21 protein-coding genes are annotated in these 23,306 nt (G+C 60.2%); 7 read left to right on the forward strand and 14 right to left on the reverse strand.

Translation table 11 applies throughout. The annotated features are described in order from the left end of the window. Window positions 1-33 precede the first annotated feature (33 nt). Together PMA3_RS18000 and PMA3_RS18005 are read right to left on the reverse strand one after the other, a co-directional pair. Window positions 34-216 (reverse strand): hypothetical protein, encoded by a 183-nt coding sequence (locus PMA3_RS18000; RefSeq protein WP_064678446.1) that lies wholly within the window; start codon window positions 214-216, stop codon window positions 34-36. Continuing rightward, window positions 213-1,925: an FAD-dependent monooxygenase gene (locus tag PMA3_RS18005; RefSeq protein ID WP_064678447.1), complete on the reverse strand. Its 1,713-nt coding sequence runs from the start codon at window positions 1,923-1,925 to the stop codon at window positions 213-215. Before PMA3_RS18005 ends, PMA3_RS18000 begins: the two co-directional genes overlap by 4 nt. 178 nt (window positions 1,926-2,103) lie before the next feature. On the opposite strand from PMA3_RS18005, the gene PMA3_RS18010 reads away from it, so the two are divergent. After that, window positions 2,104-2,775 carry a class I SAM-dependent methyltransferase gene (locus PMA3_RS18010; RefSeq protein ID WP_064680741.1) on the forward strand — a complete coding sequence of 224 codons (672 nt, stop codon included), beginning with the start codon at window positions 2,104-2,106 and terminating at the stop codon, window positions 2,773-2,775. A gap of 11 nt (window positions 2,776-2,786) precedes the next feature. Here the strand turns inward: PMA3_RS18010 and PMA3_RS18015 are convergent, their stop codons facing one another. Next, entirely contained in the window at window positions 2,787-3,497 is a 711-nt protein-coding gene (locus tag PMA3_RS18015) for a FadR/GntR family transcriptional regulator (RefSeq protein WP_064678448.1), read from the reverse strand. Window positions 3,498-3,886: 389 nt separating this feature from the next. On the opposite strand from PMA3_RS18015, the gene PMA3_RS18020 reads away from it, so the two are divergent. After that, window positions 3,887-5,254, forward strand: coding sequence for an MFS transporter (locus PMA3_RS18020; protein WP_064678449.1), 1,368 nt, complete (start codon window positions 3,887-3,889; stop codon window positions 5,252-5,254). Between the two features lie 42 nt (window positions 5,255-5,296). After that, window positions 5,297-6,649: a glucarate dehydratase gene (gene gudD, locus PMA3_RS18025; protein ID WP_064678450.1), complete on the forward strand. Its 1,353-nt coding sequence runs from the start codon at window positions 5,297-5,299 to the stop codon at window positions 6,647-6,649. Window positions 6,650-6,743: 94 nt separating this feature from the next. Here the strand turns inward: gudD and PMA3_RS18030 are convergent, their stop codons facing one another. Further along, entirely contained in the window at window positions 6,744-7,109 is a 366-nt protein-coding gene (locus PMA3_RS18030; protein WP_064678451.1) for a histone-like nucleoid-structuring protein, MvaT/MvaU family, read from the reverse strand. Window positions 7,110-7,667: 558 nt separating this feature from the next. On the opposite strand from PMA3_RS18030, the gene PMA3_RS18035 reads away from it, so the two are divergent. The 4 genes from PMA3_RS18035 (at window position 7,668) to PMA3_RS18050 (ending at window position 12,066) form a co-directional block, all read left to right on the forward strand. Beyond that, window positions 7,668-8,441 (forward strand): ParA family protein, encoded by a 774-nt coding sequence (locus PMA3_RS18035; RefSeq protein ID WP_064678452.1) that lies wholly within the window; start codon window positions 7,668-7,670, stop codon window positions 8,439-8,441. A gap of 169 nt (window positions 8,442-8,610) precedes the next feature. Next, the gene (locus tag PMA3_RS18040) at window positions 8,611-9,564 is read left to right on the forward strand and encodes a TAXI family TRAP transporter solute-binding subunit (RefSeq protein WP_064678453.1); all 954 of its coding nucleotides are present in this window, start codon (window positions 8,611-8,613) and stop codon (window positions 9,562-9,564) included. A 79-nt stretch (window positions 9,565-9,643) separates the two neighbouring features. Continuing rightward, window positions 9,644-11,671, forward strand: coding sequence for a TRAP transporter permease (locus PMA3_RS18045; protein WP_064678454.1), 2,028 nt, complete (start codon window positions 9,644-9,646; stop codon window positions 11,669-11,671). Continuing rightward, window positions 11,668-12,066, forward strand: coding sequence for a DUF1850 domain-containing protein (locus PMA3_RS18050; protein WP_064678455.1), 399 nt, complete (start codon window positions 11,668-11,670; stop codon window positions 12,064-12,066). The genes PMA3_RS18045 and PMA3_RS18050 overlap by 4 nt, the downstream gene beginning before the upstream one ends. Here the strand turns inward: PMA3_RS18050 and PMA3_RS32530 are convergent. The 10 genes from PMA3_RS32530 to PMA3_RS18095 all read right to left on the reverse strand — a co-directional run bounded on the left by PMA3_RS32530 (window position 12,060) and on the right by PMA3_RS18095 (window position 23,287). Further along, entirely contained in the window at window positions 12,060-12,314 is a 255-nt protein-coding gene (locus PMA3_RS32530) for a hypothetical protein (protein ID WP_152032271.1), read from the reverse strand. The two genes, PMA3_RS18050 and PMA3_RS32530, sit on opposite strands and share 7 nt — an antisense overlap. A gap of 24 nt (window positions 12,315-12,338) precedes the next feature. After that, a complete protein-coding gene (tcuA, locus tag PMA3_RS18055; protein WP_064678456.1) occupies window positions 12,339-13,808 on the reverse strand; it encodes an FAD-dependent tricarballylate dehydrogenase TcuA in 1,470 nt (489 codons plus the stop codon). 221 nt (window positions 13,809-14,029) lie between these two features. Further along, on the reverse strand, window positions 14,030-15,106 hold the full coding sequence (locus PMA3_RS18060) for an SMP-30/gluconolactonase/LRE family protein (RefSeq protein ID WP_064678457.1): 1,077 nt from the start codon (window positions 15,104-15,106) through the stop codon (window positions 14,030-14,032). Between the two features lie 99 nt (window positions 15,107-15,205). Beyond that, entirely contained in the window at window positions 15,206-16,051 is an 846-nt protein-coding gene (locus tag PMA3_RS18065) for an alpha/beta fold hydrolase (RefSeq protein WP_064678458.1), read from the reverse strand. A gap of 469 nt (window positions 16,052-16,520) precedes the next feature. Next, complete coding sequence (dmpG, locus tag PMA3_RS18070; RefSeq protein WP_064678459.1) at window positions 16,521-17,543, reverse strand: 4-hydroxy-2-oxovalerate aldolase; 1,023 nt, start codon at window positions 17,541-17,543, stop codon at window positions 16,521-16,523. 10 nt (window positions 17,544-17,553) lie between these two features. Continuing rightward, on the reverse strand, window positions 17,554-18,492 hold the full coding sequence (locus PMA3_RS18075; protein WP_064680742.1) for an acetaldehyde dehydrogenase (acetylating): 939 nt from the start codon (window positions 18,490-18,492) through the stop codon (window positions 17,554-17,556). A gap of 14 nt (window positions 18,493-18,506) precedes the next feature. Further along, window positions 18,507-19,295 carry a 2-oxopent-4-enoate hydratase gene (gene dmpE / locus PMA3_RS18080; RefSeq protein WP_064678460.1) on the reverse strand — a complete coding sequence of 263 codons (789 nt, stop codon included), beginning with the start codon at window positions 19,293-19,295 and terminating at the stop codon, window positions 18,507-18,509. A 27-nt stretch (window positions 19,296-19,322) separates the two neighbouring features. Beyond that, on the reverse strand, window positions 19,323-19,778 hold the full coding sequence (locus PMA3_RS18085) for a GlcG/HbpS family heme-binding protein (RefSeq protein WP_082930362.1): 456 nt from the start codon (window positions 19,776-19,778) through the stop codon (window positions 19,323-19,325). Then, window positions 19,775-22,195: an efflux RND transporter permease subunit gene (locus PMA3_RS18090; RefSeq protein ID WP_064678461.1), complete on the reverse strand. Its 2,421-nt coding sequence runs from the start codon at window positions 22,193-22,195 to the stop codon at window positions 19,775-19,777. The genes PMA3_RS18085 and PMA3_RS18090 overlap by 4 nt, the downstream gene beginning before the upstream one ends. A 30-nt stretch (window positions 22,196-22,225) precedes the next feature. After that, entirely contained in the window at window positions 22,226-23,287 is a 1,062-nt protein-coding gene (locus PMA3_RS18095; RefSeq protein WP_064678462.1) for a WD40/YVTN/BNR-like repeat-containing protein, read from the reverse strand. Window positions 23,288-23,306 lie beyond the last annotated feature (19 nt).

A 23,306-nucleotide genomic window follows, 5' to 3' on the forward strand; every position in this document is an offset into this window, starting at 1 on the left:
CCTGTTTTTGTAATTATTGGCTGGCACAAGGTTTTACAGGTCCTGCACGGCGCACTCGACCAGTGCGTCGAAGCGCTCGGCATCGTTCAGTGCCTCCGCCGCCAGCAGCGCCAGTTTCACCAGGAACAACTCGCTGTCGTTACCCGTAAGGTCGATCGCCTCGGCGAGCCGATCATAGACGCGCTCGAGGTCTGTCACGCTCATTGACTGACTCATGGTTGGTTACTCTTGTTGTGGCCAAGGGCCTGGTTTAGTCCATGGCGCAAACGCTCGCCATCCAGATGCAGCCAGCGGGCGCAGACGTGCTGGTCCGGGCGTGCGAGGTACGCGGCGCCTGGGTGCTGCACACCATAACGCGTGCTGAACAGACCATCGGGATCGGCCAGGGTCAGGTCGGCGTGTTCCACCTGACTGACGCCGTTCATGGCGATCGCGATCACTTGAACCGGCACTCCCTGACGGTGCAGTGCCTGGACTTGGGTATCCACGTCGGCATCAAGTACCGCCGCGCCGGTGAAGCAAATCAGATGGAAGGCAGGCTCCAGTTCATCGAACAGATAGTGCTGATCGGCCAGGCGAACATTGAGCAACGGCGCCCCGTTGCGCGGCCCGTCGGTGAACTGCAGGTTATCGTCGTCCACCGCGTTGAGTTGCGAATCGGCGTAGTCGTGAGCCCTTGAGGTCCGCCAGTGATACAGCGGGCGCACGAACTCGCGGGTCAATGACAGCGACAGTACCGCGTCGCGTAACAGCCGATAGCCGCGACTGGGTGGCGCCATGAACCGCGTGCTCTTGCCTGCCTCTTCAATGATTTCACGAGCGGCCCTGACCCGTTCGTCGCTGTAGGACGCCAGCAGCCCGGCACCGGCCAGGCCTTTGATGTGCAGGGCCAGTTTCCAGCCCAGGTCGTGGCAATCCTGGAACCCGGTGTTGGCGCCGCGCACGCCGAAAATCGGTAACAGGTGCGCCGCGTCTCCGGCGAAAATCACCCGGTCATTGATGTACTGCGCCAGGGTCAGCGCCCGGGCCGAATACACCGAACTCCAATCCAGCTCCCAGACCGGGTTTTCAACGCCCAGCATCGCCAGTTGCGCATTGATGCGCTCACGCAAGGAGTCGGGGTGCAGCGCCTGCTCGGGCGTTTCGTCTACGGGCAATTGGTAATCGATGCGCCAGATATCGCCGGGCTCGCGGTGCATCAACACGGTATTGCCGGGGTTCCAGGCGGGATCGAAAAACGCCAGGCGTTCGGTGGGCAGGTCGAGCTTGATGCGGATGTCGGCAATCACGAACCGCCCTTCATAGGACGCGCCTTCAAGCTTGAGCCCCAGCAACGAGCGCAGTCCGGAGCGGGCGCCATCGGCGGCCACTACCCAATCGGCCTCCAGGCTATAGGTATCGCTCGGGGTATCGACTTGCAAGACGGCACCGTCGACGCCTTGCTCGATATCGATGACTTTATTGCCCCAACGCACTTCGATCAGCGGCTGTGCCTGGGCGGCCTCCACCAGATGTTGCTCCAGATACTGCTGTTGCAAGTTGGTCATCGGCGCAAAACGATCGTGCGGATCGACCGGTGCTTCCATGCGAAAAACCCGCTGGCCGCGGTAGTAGGAATTGCCGAAACGCCAGGGCAGACCCTGCTCGGTCACCGCCCCGGACACCCCCACTTGCTGGAAAATCTCCATGGAACGACGGGTGAACACAATCGCGCGGCTGCCTTCACAGACTTGCTGCTGAGCCGCCAGGACGATACTTCTGACACCATGGCGCGCCAGCTCGAGCGCGAGCGTCAGGCCGATGGGTCCGGCGCCCACGATCACCACGGGGGAGCGATTGAGGATGCCTGGAGACGGCACGAAAGCGGGATAAACCTGATAGGGAAAATACAGGGATCGATGGGGTACGACTTGAGGCTGATGCATGGTCCGGTGGCTCCCGGTTTATTGTTTTTTCGGGGACAGGTGTTGTCTCGGGCCACTCTAGATCCAAGCGCGCAGGGGGATGTCCCCTGGAGGGGACATCTTCATTACTCCAATGGCTTTTCTACGGCAGCACATGTTCTATCCTTCCGATTACCACCCGACAACGCCGGACAGCAAAATGCCCGCCCCCGAAACCACCCTCCTCCATAGCTGGCACCACAACGCCCGACTCTGGATCGAAGCCGTCCGCACCGGCAGCATCGCCAGCCGCCTCAAGGTCACCGACCAGGCCATCCTGTTGGCGGTGCTGGGCCGCCAGCCGGAACGCGTGCTCGACCTCGGCTGCGGCGAGGGCTGGCTATTGCGGGCGCTGGCTGAACGGGGCATCACGGCAGTCGGTGTCGATGGCGATGCGACGCTGGTGGAGGCAGCGCGGGCGGCGGGCTCTTCGCCGGTGCATCTGGCGAGCTATGAAGCGTTGGCGGAAGCGAAGGCGGACATCGGCAGCGACTACGACCTGATCTGCGCCAACTTCGCCCTGTTGCACCAGGACATCATCCCCCTGCTCGCCGCCATGCACGCCCTGCTCGCCCCTGGCGGCGCACTGGTGATCCAGACGCTGCATCCATGGACCGCGGCGGCGGGCGACTATCAGGACGGTTGGCGGGAAGAGACCTTCGCCGGGTTCGAGGGACAGTGGCAACCCATGCCGTGGTACCTGCGCACCTTGTCCAGTTGGTTCAATGCGCTGGACATGGCCGGCTTTCGCCTGGTCGGCCTGCAGGAACCGCAGCACCCGCAAAGTCCGGTGCCGCAGTCGTTGCTGTTGGTGGCCGAGCCGCAGAGGTGATCGCGTTGTACTCAGTTCCCCGAAAACCGATCCCGACTGTTTGTTAAATGCAGCACCATCGCTGCCCTGGCCGCGTCGGGGTCTTGCCGCTTGATCGCGTTGAAAATCGCTTCGTGCTCCAGGTTCGCCAAATGACCGAGCTGGGAAAAGTCGGCGCCACCGCGCTCGTCAACCTTGACCTGGGTACGCGGGATCATCGCATTGCCCAGGTGCTGCATGATTTCGGTGAAAAACGTATTGCCGGTGGCCTCGGCGATCAATTGATGAAAGCGCTTGTCCTCCTCGACGCAACTGTCGTTATTGGCCAACGATGCCTGGTAGTCGGTCAGCGCCTGACGCATGCGCACCAGTTGATCTTCAGTGCGGCGCACAGCTGCCAGCGCGACCGCCTGCACCTCCAGACCCAATCGCAACTCCAGCATGCTCCTGACACTGGCGACCGTGTCCACATGCAGGCGCAGCCCTGACTGCGATTGTTGCTCCAGCACAAACGTGCCTATGCCGTGACGTGTTTCCACCAGCCCCGACGCTTGCAGCTTGGAGATAGCCTCCCGGACCACGGTGCGGCTCACACCCTGTTCGAGAACGATGGTGGATTCCGAAGGCAGCTTTTCCCCGGGCTTCAACTGTCCGAGCAAGATGCGCTGGGTCAGCGCTTCGACCACGCCCTGAGCCAGATTATTGGAGCGTCTACGGACAGGGGTACCGCTTTCAACTTGCATAGGTTCAGTCCACAAAATGCGCGCTTGAGAGAGCTTACCACCGGCCAGACATTCGCTGGCGAAATGCCGAAGCCCAGATCGTACAACCGACAACTTGTATGACAACATATCTATAGAGGGACGTTACCCAATAGCTACCTTCGTCCCAACCAACACGAAATCTCTCGCCAAAACCTGCTTATATGGCGCTTCGCGCCCAGCAAATACTGGGCTAATAACCAACATAACCGTTACCCACCCGCCGTTATGACAACAAATCGCGACGCCCCGTATTGCGAGCCAGAAAATCGACTTGTATGATGTCTATCAAGTAAGCGCTGCTACCGGTGCCCAGTCCACCGGCATCACGCTCAAACCCGCATAAAAATAATCAGTGGGAGATTTGAATTGTGACCAATTCAAGCAACGCATCTGTCGTGCCAGAAAACGATTCGGTCCTGGCTCGCGCCGTCAGCAAAGTGAAGAGACATGTACTCCCACTTTTCGTCATCATGTTCATCCTCAATTACATCGACCGGGTCAACATCGGCTTCGTGCGCACGCACATGGAGCACGACCTCGGTATCGGCGCTGCTGCCTACGGACTGGGCGCGGGCCTGTTCTTCATTGGCTACGCACTGTTCGAAGTTCCGTCCAACATGCTGCTGCAAAAGGTCGGGGCACGCATCTGGCTGACCCGCATCATGTTCACCTGGGGCATCGTCGCCACGATGATGGCGTTCATCCAGAACGAAACCCATTTCTACATCCTGCGCTTCCTGCTGGGCGTTGCCGAAGCCGGCTTCTTCCCTGGCGTGATCTACTACTTCACCCGTTGGCTGCCAGGCGTCGAGCGCGGTAAAGCCATCGCCATTTTCCTCAGTGGCTCGGCCCTTGCGTCGTTGATTTCAGGCCCGCTGTCGGGTGCCCTGTTGCAGATCGAAGGCTTCGGCTTTCATGGCTGGCAATGGATGTTCGCCATCGAAGGCCTGGCCTCGGTATTCCTGGGCTTCTTCGTCTGGTTCTGGCTGGATTCCAAACCCCATGATGCCAAATGGCTCAGTCGAGAAGAGCAGGATGCACTGGTAGGCGCCATCGATCAGGAACAGCGTGAGCGTGAAGCGCTGACCACGGTCAAGCCAACCATTGGCAAGCTCCTCAAGGATCGCCAGATCCTGCTGTTTTGCGCCTTGTACTTCTGCATTCAGCTGACGATCTACGCGGCCACCTTCTGGCTCCCGAGCATCATCAAGAAAATGGGGGACCTGAGTGATGTGCAGGTGGGCTTTTTCAACTCGATACCCTGGCTGATCTCCATCATCGCCATGTACACCTTCGCTTCGCTGTCGGGCAAGTTCAAGTTCCAGCAAGCCTGGGTCGCGACTGCACTGTTGATTGCCGCCGCCGGCATGTTCCTGTCGACCACCGGCGGGCCGATCTTCGCCTTCGTCGCCATCTGCTTTGCTGCCATCGGCTTCAAATCGGCCTCGTCGTTGTTCTGGCCAATCCCTCAAGGCTATCTGGATGCCCGTATCGCGGCCGCCGTCATCGCGCTGATCAACTCGATCGGCAACCTGGGTGGTTTCGTGGCACCGACCACCTTCGGTTTCCTGGAACAGACCACCGGGTCTATCCAGGGGGGGCTCTATGGTCTGGCCGGTACATCGGTGCTCGCGGCAATCCTGGTGTTCTTTGCCAGGACTTCGCCAAAACCAGCATCGCTGCTGACGCCGCCGAACCCCGCCCCGACCGGTGCGACAGCCAGCAATTCTCACTGAGCCCATCGAACGCTGAACGATCCAATCTTGCAGGAATTTGCCATGAACGCTGAACACACTGCCAACACCACTAAATCGCCTGTCGTCACCAGTTTCCAAGTCGTCCCGGTAGCGGGCCACGACAGCATGTTGATGAACCTGAGCGGCGCCCACGGGCCGTTCTTCACCCGCAACATCGTCATCCTCAAGGACAGTGCCGGCAATACCGGCGTGGGTGAAGTTCCCGGCGGGGAGCGCATTCGCGAGACACTTGAAGACGCTCGCAGCCTGGTGGTCGGTCAGCCCATCGGCCAGTACCAGCGCATCCTCAACCAGATGCGCACGACCTTTGCCTCGCGTGACGCAGCCGGTCGTGGCCTGCAAACCTTTGACCTGCGCATCACCATTCACGCAGTGACCGCCATGGAAGCCGCCCTGCTCGACCTGCTGGGTCAATTCCTCGAGGTTCCGGTTGCCGCACTGCTCGGCGAAGGGCAGCAGCGCGACGCAGTGAAAATGCTCGGCTACCTGTTCTACATCGGCGATCGCAAGGTGACCGATCTAGCCTACTGCAGCGAGCCCGACGCTGAAGACGAGTGGTTCCGGGTACGTCACGAGAAAGCCATGACCGCCGAGGCCGTCGTGCGCCTGGCCGAAGCAGCCAAAGCAAAATACGGCTTCAACGATTTCAAGCTCAAGGGCGGCGTGTTGAGCGGCGACGAAGAAATCGAAGCGGTGACTGCGCTGGCTGAACGCTTTCCCGATGCGCGCATCACCCTCGACCCGAATGGCGCGTGGTCGCTCAAGGAAGCCGTCCGGCTGTGCCGGGATCAGCATCACGTCCTCGCCTACGCCGAAGATCCATGTGGCGCAGAGAACGGCTACTCGGGCCGGGAAGTCATGGCGGAATTCCGTCGCGCTACAGGCCTGAAAACCGCGACCAACATGATCGCGACCGACTGGCGCGAAATGGGCCACGCCATCCAGCTGCAATCGGTCGACATCCCGCTCGCCGACCCGCACTTCTGGACCATGCAGGGCTCAGTCCGTGTTGCGCAGATGTGTCACGAATGGGGCCTGACCTGGGGTTCTCACTCCAACAATCACTTCGATATCTCCCTGGCCATGTTCACCCAGGTGGCAGCAGCCGCACCCGGTGAGATCACCGCGATCGACACGCACTGGATCTGGCAGGACGGCCAGCGCCTGACCAAGGAGCCGCTGAAAATCGAAGGCGGCTACGTCAAGGTTCCGACCAGACATGGCCTGGGCGTAGACATCGACATGGACGCCGTGGCCAAGGCGCACGAAGTGTACAAGGGCATGGGCCTCGGCGCTCGGGACGACAGCGTCGCGATGCAGTTTCTGATTCCAGGCTGGAGCTTCAACAACAAGCAACCCTGCCTGGTGCGCTGACGCCTGGCTGCCCCACCGGGGTGGAAGCCTGTGAAGCCATGGTTCATGGCGGGCCCTGTAGGAGCCCCTGAGGGCCCTTTGTCTTTAAATCAAATCACTGGGCCAGCCACGATTCCACAGTGTCGGAACCATATTTCGCTTTCCATTCTTTCAATATCTTGTGATTGCCACCCTTGGTTTCCACAACTTCGCCGGATTCAGGGTTTTTATAGACCTTCACCTGGCGAGGCTTGCGATTGCCGGTTTTGGTTTCCGCAGCAGGCGCACGACGACCGGCGTTCGGGTCCAGCAGATTGACGATGTCTTTCAGGCTGTAGCCATACTTGGCGAGCAGTGCGCGCAGCTTGGTTTCGAACTCAATTTCCTGTTTCAGGCCAGCGTCGCCCTTCAAGGCTTCAAGCGCTTGAAGCTGTTCGGCAAGGTGTTTTTCAAGTTGGCGAAATTCTGCGAGTTTGGACATGGGACATCTCTCAGTGATTGTTATCCTAACGTTACACTAAAAACGCCGACTTGCATGAAGTCAGCGAAGTTTACTTTGCTCACTAAGTCGCTTCCATTGCGCGATTCGTACTTGAGCAAATGCCTATCAGTCGACATCTGGCAAGGAGAGAAGGTTCGTAAAATCGCAACTGAACAGTAATTTTATGGCGCGGCCTCCAGATCCGATTCGCGGAACGGAACCGGAAGGCAGGATGTCATCTGTATTAGACACCCTGGTGTCGTACATCCTGCCGAACTGGAGAGGTCGTTATGAACAACATCATCTACATCGTTGGGGCCGTTGTAATCGTCCTGGTTATTCTGTCGTTTGTCGGTCTTGTATAGCCTGCCAGTCGAGGCCATTACGGGGGCGCCGGTCGCGGGGTCGGATAGCGTTTGGGGAGCGAGGAGGCCTTTCCGGCCTTTTTCCGTGCTCATTCAAGGGATTGTCTTAAAACTGAAACCTGTTAGTCATATATTGTAATCATCCGCTTACATAATCCTGGCTTCAGGCCCCCTTTCACGGATGAATTACCCCATGCGTCGCGTCATTTTCAATCAAAAAGGTGGTGTTGGAAAATCCAGCATCGCCTGCAATCTCGCCGCAGTGAGTGCAGCGCAAGGCTACCGGACACTGCTGGTTGATCTCGATCCCCAGGCGAATTCGACTCACTACCTCACGGGCCTGCTCAACGACGACATCCCCACGGGCATTGCCGACTTTTTCCGACAGACACTGTCTGGAGGCTTTGCCGGCAAAAAATGCCGAGTGGCGATAACCGAGACCTCCTACGAGAACCTCCATCTCGTGACCGCCAGTCCGGATCTTTCGGATCTGCAGTCAAAGCTTGAGAGCAAGTTCAAGATCAACAAGCTGCGCAGGTTGCTGGTCGAACTTTCCGAGGACTACGAGCGCATCTATATCGACACCCCTCCCTCGCTGAACTTCTTCACCTTCAGCGCCCTGGTCGCCGCTGACCGGTTGTTGATTCCCTATGATTGCGACAGCTTTTCCCGGCATGCTTTGAATAGCGTCATCGCTCAAGTGGATGATCTGCGCATGGATCACAATGAATCGCTGCAGATAGAGGGCGTCGTGGTTAATCAATTTGTCGCACACACCGGTTTACATCAGATGCTCGTAGACGAAATGCTCGCGCAGGGTCTCCCTGTGCTACCGGTTTATTTGAGTAGCTCCGTGAAAATGCGCGAGTCCCACGAAGTCTCCATACCCCTTATCCATTTGGCACCGCGTCATAAGCTCTCAATGGAATTCGTCGAGTTGCTGGATGCACTGGAACGAGCCGCTTAAGTTGGTTTCACCTCCATGCTGATCAACAGCGGCAAGCTCGGCCTGATCTTTCCGGATTGCTGATACGCCTATGGGCTCAACTGATCAGCTATCAACTCGCCACCGTCTGCGTGTGTATCAACTACATTGGTATGACTCTGCATAAAGCCAAAACAACACGGAGAGTCCCATGCGAGTAAAAAGCCGCTTTGCACTCCTGGCTGCTGCCGCAACTTTGGCAGTCACCACGGCAACCCATGCTGCACCTGTGTTCATCAACATACTGACCGGGGGTACCAGCGGGGTTTATTACCCGATCGGTGTCGGCTTGTCGCAGATCTACAGTGACGGCATTCCGGGCGTGAGGACATCGGTTCAAGCCACCAAGGCGTCAGTGGAGAATTTGAACCTGCTGCAGGCTGGTCGTGGTGAGCTGGCCCTGGCACTGGGTGACTCAGTGGACGATGCGAAGAATGGCGTTGAAGACGCAGGCTTCAAAACGCCGCTGACCAAATTGCGCGCTATTGCCGCCGCTTATCCCAACTACATCCAGATCGTCGCCAGCCAGGAGTCGGGGATTAAGACGCTGGCGGACTTGAAAGGCAAGACCATTTCGGTCGGCGCGCCAAAATCGGGTACCGAGCTGAACGCCCGGGCAATTTTCAAGGCAGCGGGACTGACCTATGAAGACATGGGCAGAGTGCAATACCTGCCTTTTGCCGAATCCGTCGAATTGATCAAGAATCGCCAACTGGACGCCACGCTGCAATCTTCCGGGTTGGGCATGGCGGCCATTCGTGACTTGTCCTCGGTGATGCCCCTGAACTATATCGCCATCCCGTCGGAGGTGGTCGCGAAAATCGGCAACCCGGCCTACCAGAGCGCGATGATTCCGGCCAATACCTATGATGGACAAGCCGACGCCGTGCCCACGGTGGCGATCACCAATATCCTGGTGACCCGCGCCGACGTGCCGGACGACGTGGCTTATCAGATGACCAGGTTGTTGTTCGAAAACCTTGCACGGCTGGGCAATTCCCATTCGGCGGCCAAGGACATCAAACTGGAAAACGCCGCCAGGGACCTGCCGATTGCGCTGCATCCGGGTGCCGAACGCTACTACAAGGAAAAAGGCGTGCTGTAACGGCGCAAGGCGCAGTGACGAGGATTTCAGCTGCGCCACCTGTTCGCCCTTTTCAATGCGGTCATGAGGCAGGCAGCTAATGAGTGAAGTTCATCACGGCATCGCCACGAACCCGCGGGACTGGCCAAAATCCTTGTTTTACGTGGCGTTGCTGTTCTCGGTCTTTCAGATTGTCACCGCCGCGTTTTCACCGATCTCAAGCCAGATACTGCGCGCCGTACACGTCGGCTTCCTGCTGTGGGTCGTATTTTTAAGCTACCCCGCCTATGGCAAGGATCGGCCCTGGCAGCCACTGGCCTGGTTAATCAGCCTGGCCGCCATCGCCACCGCCTTGTACCAGTGGGTATTCGAGGTTGACTTGATCCAGCGTTCCGGGGATCTGACTGCCGCCGACACGGTGATCGGGGTGCTGCTGATCGCGCTGGTGTTCGAAGCGGCCCGGCGGGTGATGGGTATTGCGTTGCCGATCATCTGCGGCGTGTTCCTGGCGTATGGCCTGCTCGGTGAGTATCTACCGGGTGATCTGGCACACCGGGGTTACGGCTACGATCAGATCATCAATCAACTGTCGTTTGGCACCGAAGGGCTGTACGGCACACCGACCTACGTTTCGGCCACTTACATCTATCTGTTCATCCTGTTCGGGGCGTTCCTGGAACAAGCCGGGATGATCAAGCTGTTCACCGACTTCGCCATGGGCCTGTTCGGTCACAAGCTGGGTGGGCCCGCCAAAGTCGCGGTGGTGTCGTCGGCGCTGATGGGCACTATCACCGGCTCGGGGATTGCCAACGTCGTGACCACGGGGCAATTCACCATTCCGCTGATGAAGCGCTTTGGCTACAAGCCGGCGTTTGCCGGAGGTGTGGAAGCGACCTCGAGCATGGGCAGCCAACTGATGCCGCCGGTGATGGGCGCGGTCGCCTTCATCATGGCTGAAACCATCAACGTGCCTTATGTGGAGATAGCCAAGGCGGCTTTGATCCCCGCCATCCTGTACTTCGGCTCGGTGTTCTGGATGGTTCATCTGGAGGCCAAGCGCTCCAGCCTCAAGGGGCTGCCCAAGGATCAATGCCCCAGCGCACTGGGCGCAATCAAGGAAAACTGGTACCTGTTGATTCCACTGCTGGTACTGGTCTACCTGCTGTTTTCCGGGCGAACGCCACTGTTCTCCGGTATGGTCGGACTGGCCCTGACGGCCATCGTGATACTCGGCTCGGCGATCATCTTCCGGGTACGCGGCTTCGGCCTGCGCTGCGCTTTCTGGATAGCGCTGGGCATCCTCTGTACCGGTTTTTTCCAGATGGGGATCGCTGTGATTTTTGCGGTGATCGCGGTGCTGGTGGTGATGTGCTGGTTCATCAAGGGCGGCCGCGACACCCTGACCATCTGCCTCCATGCACTGGTCGAAGGCGCGCGCCACGCGGTGCCGGTCGGGATTGCCTGCGCACTGGTGGGCATCATCATCGGCGTCGTGTCACTGACAGGCGTCGCCTCCACCTTCGCCGGTTATATATTGGCCATCGGCCGCGACAACCTGCTGCTGTCGCTGATACTGACCATGATTACCTGCCTGGTACTGGGCATGGGCATTCCGACCATTCCCAACTACATCATCACCAGTTCGATCGCAGCCCCGGCCCTGCTGGAGTTGGGCGTGCCGCTGATCGTGTCGCACATGTTCGTGTTCTATTTCGGCATTCTTGCCGACCTGACTCCCCCCGTCGCGCTGGCCTGCTTTGCCGCGGCACCGATCGCAAAGGAGAGCGGATTCAGGATCAGTCTATGGGCGGTGCGAATTGCCCTGGCGGGTTTCGTCATTCCGTTCATGGCGGTCTACAATCCGGCGCTCATGCTGCAGGGCGATAATCTGTGGATGAGCGCTTACATGCTGATCAAGACCCTCCTGGCGATAGGGCTCTGGGGCATGGCATCCACCGGCTATCTGCAACAAAAGATGCCCCTGTGGGAGCGTTTGCTCAGTTTTGCTGCCGGTGCCTTACTGGTGGTTGCGTTGCCGCTGACCGATGAAATCGGCTTCGTACTCGGTGCACTGATTATCTTCCAGCATCTCTGGCGCTCACGTCAGGCCGGACTGGCGAAGGCATGATCGGCCTTTGCCTGGGCCTGGCCGGTGTCGTCTGGGCCCAGCTACCGGTTTCCAGCTTCACCTTGGCGTGGGATCACACCGTCGAAAAAATTCGCTGGGAGGAAGACTACCGCCTCACAGAGACAGGCCTGGTGCTGGAGGAAGCCAGGGTTCGAGGCAACGGCGCGGGCATGGAAATTCCCGAGGACGCTCGACTCGAAAAGGGTAGTTGGCACTACCGGCGCCCAATACCGCCCTTGCAACCTTTGAGTCTTGGACGCACACCGCAAGCAGGCGATTACCAACTGTGCGTCGAGGGAGACTGTCACGCGCTCAGCCATTGGGTTGGAGCGCCCGACATCAACGAGCCAGCCATACAATTGTGGACGTGCACGCGGGGCGGTGATGCTCAATAACTATGCGGTAGCCATTGAGCCCCTGCCGGGTGTTCAAACTGTTGAAGATAGGCATCGGTGCCATGCATTTCACGGGTACCTTGCAAAGGTTCGTCTCGGTTTTCTTCAAGCGGGAACACGTTGATATCAGCTATCCAACGTAAAACCGGCCTGTCACCGGCCTCAAATACAATCCCCATGAACACCAGCACCAGCCAAACCAGCGCAAATCCGCCTGGTAGCCTTAAAGCCGCCAGGCGCGTTTTCATCTGCCATCGGCAACGAGGCATCGCTCAGCGCGCCTTTCGCGCAGAGGCCTCTGTGCCGGCGATGCGTCCAAGTACCGAGCCTGATGTCAGCCCTGCCCCACCGGCGTACTTGACGTAGTAGAGGTTGCCCACCAACTCACCCGCGGCGTAGAGACCGTCGATTGGCACGTCCTCTTCGTCCAGCACCCGGGCCTGGCTGTCGACCTTCAGGCCACCGAACGTGAAGGTGATGCCGCACGTCACCGCGTAGGCCACGAAGGGTGGACGATCCAAAGGGTTGGCCCAGTTTGACTTGGGCAACTCCAGCCCTTGGGTCGAGCGTCCGTCGCGGACGGCGGGGTTGAACGGCACATCGAGTTGCACCGCGTCGTTGTAGGCTTCGAGGGTGTGCAGAAGCGCGGGACCGTTGACCCCTTCCATCTGCTCGATCAAGCCTTGCAGGGTTGCCGCCTGGATCCGGGTAACCTGGCGTCCCCGGTACTCATCGGGAAGCAATGCGTGGCTGTGCTGGTCGAAGATCTGCCACGCGACACCCTCCGGTTGCGCCATGACTTTGGCACCCATGCTGGAGTAGGTGTAGTTGCGAAAATCCTGACCTTCATCGATAAAACGCTTGCCGTCGGCATTGACCACGACGCCGAGATGGAAGTAGTTCTTCTGCTGGTTAAGCTGGTTCAGGTCGCCCATTTGCGGGGCGTTGACGTCATAAAACACCGCATGGCAACCGGACCAGTTGCCGTGTGCCACAGCACCCACATCCAGGGCCATGCGGATGCCGTCGCCGGTGTTGTAGCGTGACCCGCGGACTTTGGCCAGGTCCCATCCCGGCCCCAGGTATTGGGTGCGCCATTGCAGATTGGCATGGAAGCCACCCGTCGCGAGGACCAGCCCCCGAGCGGAAAACTGACGACCGTCCGCACAGGACAGTTGCCACAAGCCGTCAGGATCGCGGCTGATATGTTGGGTCCGACAGCCGTAGAAAACCTCCACGGCGTCTTTTTCCACCCGGCGAAACAAGGCATCGACCAACCCCAGGCCGCCACCGGAAACCTCGATGGTCAGGCCGCCCCAGAAGCGGAACTTGCCATCCACCTTGAAAGCCTGGCGACCATAGATGGGCATGAAGCGCACGCCCTTGCCGGTCATCCACTGCAAGGTATCCAGGCTCTGCGACACGACCGTGTCCAACACCTGCGGGTCGGTGCGGTATTGGCTCATGGCAGCCAACTCACCGAAAAAATCGTCCTGGGTGTAGGCACCGAAATCGCTGCTTTCAACTTCACTCTCCAGCAGGTCCGGCATCAGGCTGCGCAAGTCGTCAACACCCCGGTAAGCCACGCGAAACGCGCCTCCGGTGTGCGCCGAGTTACCGCCGCGTTGCTCTTTCGGCGCGCGTTCAAGCAAGGCTACCCGCACCCCTTGTTCGCGGGCGGAAAGCGCTGCGCAAAGCCCGGCATTGCCACTGCCCAGCACGATGACGTCGTAAGGTTGCATATTCGCTCCTGATCTGTGGACTTCACGATCCGATTATCAACAGGACCGTGCGAGGGACTTAGCCTGCGCGGTCGAATGGGCTTTTCAACTAATGCGCAAGGTGATGCGTGGCATCGAGTGCGCAGGGAGAAGCAGGGGCTGGCAGGCTGCGTTTTTTTGAGCCTGGTTTTTAGTAGCGAAGTCAAAAGATCGCCGTTCGCGGCCCGAGCCTTCGGCAGCGCCTACAAAGGCGGGATGGCGTTGGGTATTAGCAGCATGCGATCTCCGGCGAACGCCCCGACGTACACGTCACGCCCCACTTGCAAGGCCGTTGAGGCGCCGTACAACGCCCCTTCTTTGGCGCGCATCAGTTCACGACGGGTGCCCTTGAGCGGATCGATCAATGCCACCACCGAGGTGCTGGGGCAGAACTCGTCGTGGCTGAGGAAACACCTGCGAAAGGTCTGCGCATCCGGCACACCGGCCGTGAGCAGTTGCCCATCAGCCGTCCAACTGAGGTTGTCCGGCAAGAAGTCGAGGGCGATCTTGCTGACGACCTTTTGCTGTTTGAAGTCGTACTGCCAGACTCCGCTGCCCGGCCATGCGGCGAACCACACTGACTGACCGTCCTGGCTGACCTGAATGCCATTCGGTGCGGGGGCCTGGCTGTCGGGCAGACGGTGCAGTCCCTCGCTGGCGTGCCAGGCCAGCAAATATCCGGTGGCACGGCCATCGAGCAGCTGTTCCAGGCGCGGATCGTCTTTCATTGCACTGAAGCTGAACATGGCCGTGACCACGAAGCCGCCGTCCGGTGTGGCGGCAACATCGTTGAGCATCGTGCCGTCCTGGCTTTCCACGCAGCCACGCCAGATGGCCTTCCAGCTTTTGCCATCGCTGATCGGCTCGAAGAACTCCACAGCCTCTCGACCGTTGTGGTTGACCACCAGCAACTGCGATTTACCATCGGCACGTTTGGATAGATGGATACCGTGGGCACCGATAGCGCCTTGCGGCTGCGCACATGAAGGTTCGCCCCAACCCGGTGTTGCCTGCCGCTCGATGACCATATCGGTCACTTCACGGGAGGCCAGCGCCATGACGCGCAATCGGCTTTGATGGCTGGCGGCCAGTCCCGGCGTGGTGCTCAGGAACAGGAAACCGGCGTCCGGTGAAAGCTCCAGATCCTCGGGCGGCGCCATGCCGCAGATCGGCGTGTAAGCGCTTTGCGCCTCGCACGCCGGCACCTGCGGTTGAGCGGCATGGACAGCGGTGCTCATAGCCAGCGCCAAGGCAGCGCTGGCCAAATGTAGATGGTTCATGATCCAACCCCGGTTTTATTGTCGTTATGGGTTCGTGTGCGGGGGCACAAGCCAGTGGCAAGCCCTCGCGCCATGGCGACGAGAGGGATGCGCCGGGGCTTAGTGTTTCAGGAAGTCGATGACCAGGCGGTTGAACGCGTCCGCGTGCTCCCACTGCGCCCAGTGACCACATTGGCTGAACACGTGCAGGCGCGAGTTCGGCAGGCCATTGAGCAGCTTCAGGCTCCAGTCGATCGGCACGAAACGGTCATCGCGGCCCCAGGTGATCAGGGTCGGATGCTTGATGTCCGGGAGGTTGGCGGAGAAATCGCCCATCTGGAATTTGCTCAGATCGACACTCTTGATGAAGTTTTCCAGGTGCTGAGGGTTGGCCAGGATGCTCTTGTGACGCAGGCTGATCAGTTCTTCGGTCAGTGCGCTGGAGTCGTAGACAAACACATCCAGCATCTTCTTCAGGTTTTCCATGCTCGGTTCACGGTACACGCCAAAGAGCAACTTGATGCCTTCCATCGGTAACGGAGTGAACAGGCTGGTACGCCCTACCCCACCTGAGCCCATCAGGATCATTTTGTCCAGGCGCTCGGGATAGGCCACGGCAAAGCCCAGCGCGCTGCCACCGCCCATGGAGTTGCCGACCAGGTGTGCCTTGTCGATGTCCAGTGCATCCATCAATGCCTTGATCGCCCGGGCGTTGATCACGAAACGTGGCTCGGCGGTGACCAGAGGGTCCGACTTGCCGAAGCCTGGGCAGTCCATGAGGATGACGCGGTAGCCGGCATCGACAAAACTGTCGACGTTGCGGTGAAAGTTGGCCCAACCCGTTGCACCAGCACCCGAGCCGTGGATCATGATCACCACCGGGCCTTCTCCGGCCTCGTTGTAATGCATTTTCCACTCAGGGGTCTGCACGAATTTGCTGGTGTTGTCTTGGGTGAATCGACTCATGTGAGTTAGTCCTTATTATGGTGGTGAAGCAGGCGAACAGCGCGGTGAAGTACGCGAGTTCGAGGAAAAGAAAGCGTCAGGGTGATGCGCACCACTTCAGCCAGCCGCTGGTCGTACAGGTAAGCGGCGGCGCCTTCCATGTTGGGGAGAGCAATGACTGTGCCAGTCGTGTGAGCGGGAGTTCACGATCGGTATAAGTCCTTATTTAACAAACAGTTATGCGTAATATTTGAACTGTGGAAGAGGGTCGCTTCGGAGCTGATCGATCGTTCTTATTCAGAAGTTTTCAAAGATTCATGAAAATCGGGATGAAAAAGATGAAGGCGCTAGATGCGACTGGTCGTGAGGTCAGCCAGGCGTAACCCGTGTAGGAGCCGGCTTGCCGGCGAAGGCGGTGGCACATTCAGTAGCGGTGTTGGCTGGCAGGCCGCTTTCGCCGGCAAGCCGGGCTCCTACAGGGGCTGCGGTGTTATTGCTTTTTGAGCAGGTCCAGGGCGACGTCGACGATCATGTCTTCCTGGCCGCCGACCATCCGGCGTTTGCCCAGTTCGACGAGGATGTCCAGGGTCTTCAGGCCGTACTTGGCCGCGGCGATTTCGGCGTGGCGCAGGAAGCTTGAGTAGACGCCGGCATAACCCAGGGCCAGAGTTTCGCGGTCGACCCGCACCGGCCGATCCTGCAGCGGACGCACGATGTCATCCGCCGCATCCATCAGCGTGTACAGGTCGGTGCCGTGGTTCCAGCCCAGGCGTTCGGCGGCGGCGATGAACACTTCCAGCGGCGCGTTACCGGCGCCGGCGCCCATGCCGGCGAGGCTGGCGTCGATGCGGTCGCAGCCTTCCTCGACGGCCGTGATCGAGTTGGCCACGCCGAGCGACAGGTTGTGATGCGCGTGCATGCCGGTTTCGGTTTCCGGCTTGAGCACGGCCTTGAACGCACGGAACCGCTCGCGCACATCCTGCATGTTCATCGCACCACCGGAGTCGGCCATGTACACGCAGGTCGCGCCGTAGCTCTCCATCAGCTTGGCCTGGGCGGCCAACTGCTCGGCCGGGATCATGTGGCTCATCATCAGGAAACCGACGGTGTCCATGCCCAACTCGCGGGCGTATTCGATGTGCTGTTTCGACACGTCCGCCTCGGTGCAATGGGTGGCGATGCGGACCACCCGGGCCCCGGCGCTGTAGGCCGCTTTGAGGTCATGCACGGTGCCGATGCCGGGCAGCAACAAGGTGGTGATTTTCGCATGGCTGATCACATCGGCTGCCGCTTCGATCCACTCCAGATCGGTGTGCGCGGCGAAGCCATAGTTGAAGCTCGAACCCTGTAGCCCATCACCGTGGGCGACTTCGATCGAGTCGACCTTGGCCTTGTCCAGGGCGCGGGCGATGTTCTGCACATTCTGCAGCGAATACTGGTGACGCACCGCGTGGCTGCCGTCGCGCAGGGTCACGTCGGAGATGTAGAGTTTCTTGCCGGGATTGAAAGTCATGTCGGTCTCCTCAGGCGTTGAGCATCGACTGCGCCATGCGCTCGGCGGTGGCCAAGGCTGCGGAGGTCATGATGTCGAGGTTGCCGGCGTAGGCTGGCAAATAATGGGCGGCGCCTTCGACTTCGAGGAACACCGAGGTCTTGAGGCCGGAGAAGGTGCCGAGGCCGGGAATGTGCAGTGGCGCGTCTTCGGGGATCACGTCGAACTGGACTTTTTGCTTCAGGCGATAGCCCGGCACATAAGCCTGAACGGCGGCGGCCATCTCCACGATCGAGGCCTCGACCAGCGCCTGATCGACGGCTTCGGACAGCACAAACACCGTGTCGCGCATCATCAGCGGGGGCTCGGCCGGGTTCATCACGATGATTGCCTTGCCCTTGGCCGCGCCGCCGATCACTTCGATAGCCTTGGAGGTGGTCTCGGTGAACTCGTCGATGTTGGCGCGGGTGCCGGGGCCGGCGGATTTGCTGGCGATCGAGGCGACGATTTCGGCGTAGTGCACCTTGGCCACCCGCGACACGGCCGCGACCATCGGGATCGTCGCCTGGCCACCGCAGGTGACCATGTTGACGTTGAGCTGATCCAGGTTCTGCTCCAGGTTGACCACCGGTACGCAGTACGGACCGATCGCCGCGGGTGTCAGGTCGATCAAGCGGATGCCGGGTTTGATCGAGCGCAGGAAGGCATCGTTCTTCACGTGGGCGCCGGCCGAGGTGGCATCGAAGACGAAGTCGATGTCCTGGAACACGTCCATGCGAGTCAAGCCTTCGACGCCTTCATGGGTCACCGCTACGCCCAGGCGCGACGCGCGGGCCAGGCCATCGGAGGCCGGGTCGATACCGACCATGACCGCCATTTCCAGGTGCCTGGCATTGCGCAGGATCTTGATCATCAGGTCGGTGCCGATGTTGCCGGAACCGATGATGGCGACTTTCAATTTGTTGTTCATGATGTTGTGCAACCTCAGTCGAAACGCACCGAGCAACTGCCGATACCGGCAATGCTCACTCGCAAATTATCCCCGGCGACCACGGGCACCATCGCCGACAGCGCACCGGACAGAATCACTTCACCGGCCTTGAGGCTCATCCCCAGTCGACCCAGGGTATTGGCCAGCCATGCCACGGCGATGACGGGCGACCCCATGGTCGCGGCCCCGGCGCCGGTGCCGACGATCCGGCCGTTTTTCTCCAGCACCATGCCTGTGGTGTACAGGTCCAGGTCCCGTGGGCTGACCAAGCGATCACTGAGCACGAACACGCCGCACGACGCGTTATCCGCCACCGTGTCCTGGATCTTGATTTTCCAGTCGCGGATGCGTGAATCGACGATCTCGAAACACGCCATCACCCCCTCCGTCGCCCGTAACACGTCGGCTGCGGTGATGCCGGGACCTGACAGGTCGTGCTTGAGAACGAAGGCGATCTCGCCTTCGGCCTTGGGCTGGATCAGCCCGGCCATGGCCACGCTGCCGCCCTGGTCGACGACCATGGCATCGGTCAACTGGCCAAAATCCGGCTGACGCACGCCGAGCATGTCCATCACCGCCTGACTGGTGACGCCGATTTTTTTGCCGATGATCCGCTCACCGCCGGCCACGCGGCGGCCGATCAGGTGCTGCTGGATCTGGTAGGCCTGCTCCATGGTCAAGCCGGGATGGCTGTCGGTCAGCGGCGCGATGGCCTGTGCTTCGACCAGTGCATTGAATAGCTTGTCGCCCAGCTGTTGGGTGTCGACGCTTGAATGGTTCACTTGATAACTCCTGTCCCTTGATGAAAATCAGCGCTGCAGGTTGTCGGTGATGGCGTCGTAGCCCGCCGTCGCACAGTCGCAATCCTGCTCCTCACTGGCGCCGGACACGCCGATGGCGCCGACCAGGCGATCGCCCAGGTGCAGGGGCAATGCCCCGCCCATGGGCACCAGTCGAGGCCGCAGGATCAGACACTGGCGGACATGGTCGGGGGCGTCACGCAAGCGCTTGCCGACATCGGCGGTGGGCAAGGCGAAGGACACGGCGGTCAACGCCTTGTCCTGGGCCAGATCGATGGTATGCAGTGGCGCCCCGGCGCTTCGACCGAAGGCCAGCAGATGCCCGCCCCCGTCCAGTACCGCAACGCTGACTCGCCAACCGTGGTTGCAGGCGTATTGCAGCGCGGTGTCCAGCGCCAAACGGGCCGTCGCCATGCTCAGCGGATCGCTCAACCGGGTGTCGGCCAATGGAATGCCCGAATTCATACAGAGATTTCCTTGAGAGAGGTGGCCGGCTGCGCAGCAGGGATTGCCGGACGTAGCAGATAGCAAGCCAGTGCGGGCACCAGGACCAGCGCCACCAGCATGTTGCAAAGGAACATGAAGGTGAGCAGCACGCCCATGTCGGCCTGGAACTTGATCGGAGAGAACACCCAGGTAACGACACCCAGGGACAGCGTCAGGCCGGTGAACACCACCACCCGACCGGTAAACATCAAGGCCTGCCGATAGGCCGTGGCCAGGCTCTCGCCACGGCGCAGCCAGAACAGCGTCACGCTGAGGATGTACAGCGCGTAGTCGACGCCGATGCCCACGCCCAGCGCCACCACCGGCAAGGTCGCCACTTTCAGTCCCATGTTCAGTTGCACCATCAATGCCTCGGCCACCAACGACGTGAGGATCAACGGCAGCACCGCGCACAAGACCGCACGCCACGAACGAAAGGCAATGAAGCACAACAGCGACACCACCAGGTACACCCCCAGCAGCATCCGCGTGTTGGCGCTTTTCACCACAATGTTGGTCGCGCTTTCAATCCCGGCGTTGCCGGCGGCCATCAGGAACGTGGCCTGGTCGTCGTTGTATTTTTCCGCGAAGGCGGCCGTGGCCTGGACCACCGACTCCAGCGTGTCGGCCTTGTGATCCTTGAGGTAGGCGTAGACCGACAGCAGGCTGCAGGTGCCGTTGAACAGTTCGCGGGGCGAGCGCATGGCCGCGGCGTTGATCATCGATTGGTTGGGCGGCAACTCGTCCCATTTGAAGTTGCCCTCGTTCATCCCGACGTTGATCTTGCGTGACAGCCCCGCGATGGATTTGGTGGTTTCCACGCCTGGCAATTCCCGCAGGCGCCACTCCAGCTCTTCGACCTTGCGCAAAATCGAGTAGTCGACGCAGTGTCCGGCCGGGGTCTCGACCATGATCACGAACACATCGCTGCTGGCCTGGTAATGCTCGATGATGAAGCGGTTGTCCTGGTTGTAGCGTGAATCGGCACGCAGCTCCGGTGCGCCGGGATCAAGGTCACCGACCTTCAGATCCTTGGCCATCCACAACGCGCCAAGACCGACCGCCACTGCCACGCCAATCACCAGCCGCGCCGCACGGCGACCGGTGAAGTGCTCGAACAGCCGCACCAGCAGCGGCAGCGATTGCCCGTCGAGCAAGGTTTCATGCTTGAGGCTACGGGCCGCCGCGCTCGGTGAAACACCGGTGAACGAGAGCATGATCGGCAACAAGGCCAGGTTGGTGAACACCAGGATGCCCACGCCCAGGCTGGCGATCAGTGCCAGTTCCTGGATGACCGGCACGTCGACGATCGTCAACACGGCAAAGCCCACGACGTCCGCCAGCAATGCGGTGATGCCCGCGGCAAACAAGCGGCGAAAGGTGTAGCGGGCAGCGATCAACCGGTGAGTGCCGCGCCCGACATCCTGCATGATGCCGTTCATTTTCTGCGCGCCGTGGCTCACGCCGATGGCATAAACCAGAAACGGAACCAGGATCGAATAAGGGTTGAGTTCATACCCCAGCAGCGGCAACAGACCCAGCAACCAGATCACGCCAATCAAGGTGCAGCCCTGCACCACCAGCGTACTGCGCACGCAGCGGGTGAACTGGTAGAGGATCGCACTGGTGATCAGCACCGCCACCGCAAAAAAACCCAACACCGCGTACAGGCCGTCGATCAGGTCGCCCATCACTTTGGCGAAACCGATGATGTGGATGTCGACGCCACGCTGCGAATACGTACTGCGCAAGGTTTCCAGGCTGTCGGACAGTTGTTTGTAGTCCAGGGTCTGGCCGGTCTTGGGGTCGATTTCCAGCAAGGGCAAATAGATGATGCTCGAGCGCAGATCACGCGCTACCAGCTGACCTGTTTCTCCCGAACGCTCGACGTTATCACGCAGGTTGTCCAGGCTTTTGGCGCCACCATCAAAGCCATCCGGGACCACCGGGCCGCCATCGAAGCCCTCTTCAGTCACTCCCTGCCAGCGCGTCGCCGGGGTCCAGAGCGAGCGCATGAAGGCGCGGTCAACACCGTTGACCAGGTACAACTCGTCGTTGAGCTGGCGCAGCGTTTCCATGTAGTGGGCGTTGAAAATATCGCCCTCCTCACGCATCGACACCGCCACCCTTATCGCATTGCCCGCCCCCTTGAGGTCGCGGGCATGCTCCAGGTAGTTGAGGGTGAAGGGATGATGGGCGGGAATGGTTTTCAGGTAGCTGGCATTGAGCCGGACCTGGCTGGCCGCTATTGCGAGTAACACCGTGACAATCAGGCAGAAGCCGACGACCAGGAAGCGGTGGTTGAACAACACGCGCTCCAGGCGATTACCGGAATGTTTATCGAAATCCGCCAGGGAGGCGATAGCGGTGAAGCCATCGGAATTGCTGATAGCCATCGTCAGTAACCTTCTTCTATTCAGGCCGACTTAGCGCAGAGCGCTCGGCGGGAAACGAGTGATGCCATGGGTGCCCACAGCCAGGCTGCCGCCATCGGGCAGCGCCAGCAGTGCGATCAATGGAAAGCGTTCTTCAGGCAATACCGCACGGAAGCTGCGACCGTCATCACGGCTGAGCCAGCCCTGCCCCGACTCATCTGCCAACAGCAGCGAGCCGTCGCGCAATTCAGTAGCTGCCGTCAGGCTCTTGCCCGATGCCAGGCTCACAGGCTGCCAACTGGCCCCCTGATCGACCGAGCGGAACACATGCCCGCGCAAACCCACGGCCAGCAGGCTGTTATTGCGCGTGGCCAACAGGCCAAAGAAGCTGCCCTCATAGGGGCTCGCAAAACGGGTGAACCCCTGCAAGTCATTGTTCACTCGCAGCAACGCGCCCTGCTCCCCGGCCACATACACCCGACCGCCCAGGACCTGCACCGCGTTGAGGTGTCGTGAATCACTGCCATCGAGCAACGCCAGCACCGGCTGCCAACTCTGTCCGGCGTTTTGCGTGCTGAATGCCAACCCGTAAGCGCCCAGGGCCAATACCCGACCATCGCCCATGCACTGCACGGTCAAAAACGGTTTATCAGCGCCTTCGGCCACCAGACGGCGCGCCTCGTCGACCCGGTCAGGGTCCTGGCGCACCTGCAAAATCGACTGCGCGACTTGCACACCGTCCATTTGCCGAGTCCAGTGGGCGCCGCCATCGCGGGTGGCGAGAATGACCCCGCGATGACCAACGGCCCAACCATTGGCCGCATCGGCAAAGCACACACCGGTCAGGCTGACCGTGACCGGAACACTGGCTTGCTGCCAGTGCAGGCCCTGATCGTCAGAGTAAAGAATGGTGCCGCGCATGCCGGCGACCACCAGCCGCTCGCCCGCCATGGCGGCGGCATTGAATGCCAAACGGCTGGCCAGTGCCGAGATCCCGGCAGGTTGCTCCAGCGTATCGGCGACATCTCTGGATGCGGCGCTGCTGCTGGAAACCGCTGCGGCGATCAAACTGAAGCCAAGCACGCAGGCCAACGCAAATCTGTTTTTATTCACCACATACCTCCGGTAAGAC

This window comes from Pseudomonas silesiensis (genome assembly GCF_001661075.1).
Classification (GTDB): domain Bacteria; phylum Pseudomonadota; class Gammaproteobacteria; order Pseudomonadales; family Pseudomonadaceae; genus Aquipseudomonas; species Aquipseudomonas silesiensis.

What these genes read in the sequence shown, in the direction of transcription:
- PMA3_RS18035 (WP_064678452.1), top strand. Translation starts at nt 7,668, where the DNA reads ATGCGTCGCGTCATTTTCAATCAAAAAGGTGGTGTTGGAAAATCCAGC.
- PMA3_RS32530 (WP_152032271.1), bottom strand. Translation starts at nt 12,314, where the DNA reads ATGAAAACGCGCCTGGCGGCTTTAAGGCTACCAGGCGGATTTGCGCTG.
- PMA3_RS18045 (WP_064678454.1), top strand. Translation starts at nt 9,644, where the DNA reads ATGAGTGAAGTTCATCACGGCATCGCCACGAACCCGCGGGACTGGCCA.
- PMA3_RS18010 (WP_064680741.1), top strand. Translation starts at nt 2,104, where the DNA reads ATGCCCGCCCCCGAAACCACCCTCCTCCATAGCTGGCACCACAACGCC.
- PMA3_RS18005 (WP_064678447.1), bottom strand. Translation starts at nt 1,925, where the DNA reads ATGCATCAGCCTCAAGTCGTACCCCATCGATCCCTGTATTTTCCCTAT.
- PMA3_RS18030 (WP_064678451.1), bottom strand. Translation starts at nt 7,109, where the DNA reads ATGTCCAAACTCGCAGAATTTCGCCAACTTGAAAAACACCTTGCCGAA.
- PMA3_RS18065 (WP_064678458.1), bottom strand. Translation starts at nt 16,051, where the DNA reads ATGAGTCGATTCACCCAAGACAACACCAGCAAATTCGTGCAGACCCCT.
- PMA3_RS18085 (WP_082930362.1), bottom strand. Translation starts at nt 19,778, where the DNA reads ATGAATTCGGGCATTCCATTGGCCGACACCCGGTTGAGCGATCCGCTG.
- PMA3_RS18015 (WP_064678448.1), bottom strand. Translation starts at nt 3,497, where the DNA reads ATGCAAGTTGAAAGCGGTACCCCTGTCCGTAGACGCTCCAATAATCTG.
- PMA3_RS18090 (WP_064678461.1), bottom strand. Translation starts at nt 22,195, where the DNA reads ATGGCTATCAGCAATTCCGATGGCTTCACCGCTATCGCCTCCCTGGCG.
- PMA3_RS18060 (WP_064678457.1), bottom strand. Translation starts at nt 15,106, where the DNA reads ATGAACCATCTACATTTGGCCAGCGCTGCCTTGGCGCTGGCTATGAGC.
- gudD (WP_064678450.1), top strand. Translation starts at nt 5,297, where the DNA reads ATGAACGCTGAACACACTGCCAACACCACTAAATCGCCTGTCGTCACC.
- PMA3_RS18000 (WP_064678446.1), bottom strand. Translation starts at nt 216, where the DNA reads ATGAGTCAGTCAATGAGCGTGACAGACCTCGAGCGCGTCTATGATCGG.
- PMA3_RS18040 (WP_064678453.1), top strand. Translation starts at nt 8,611, where the DNA reads ATGCGAGTAAAAAGCCGCTTTGCACTCCTGGCTGCTGCCGCAACTTTG.
- dmpG (WP_064678459.1), bottom strand. Translation starts at nt 17,543, where the DNA reads ATGACTTTCAATCCCGGCAAGAAACTCTACATCTCCGACGTGACCCTG.
- PMA3_RS18075 (WP_064680742.1), bottom strand. Translation starts at nt 18,492, where the DNA reads ATGAACAACAAATTGAAAGTCGCCATCATCGGTTCCGGCAACATCGGC.
- tcuA (WP_064678456.1), bottom strand. Translation starts at nt 13,808, where the DNA reads ATGCAACCTTACGACGTCATCGTGCTGGGCAGTGGCAATGCCGGGCTT.
- PMA3_RS18050 (WP_064678455.1), top strand. Translation starts at nt 11,668, where the DNA reads ATGATCGGCCTTTGCCTGGGCCTGGCCGGTGTCGTCTGGGCCCAGCTA.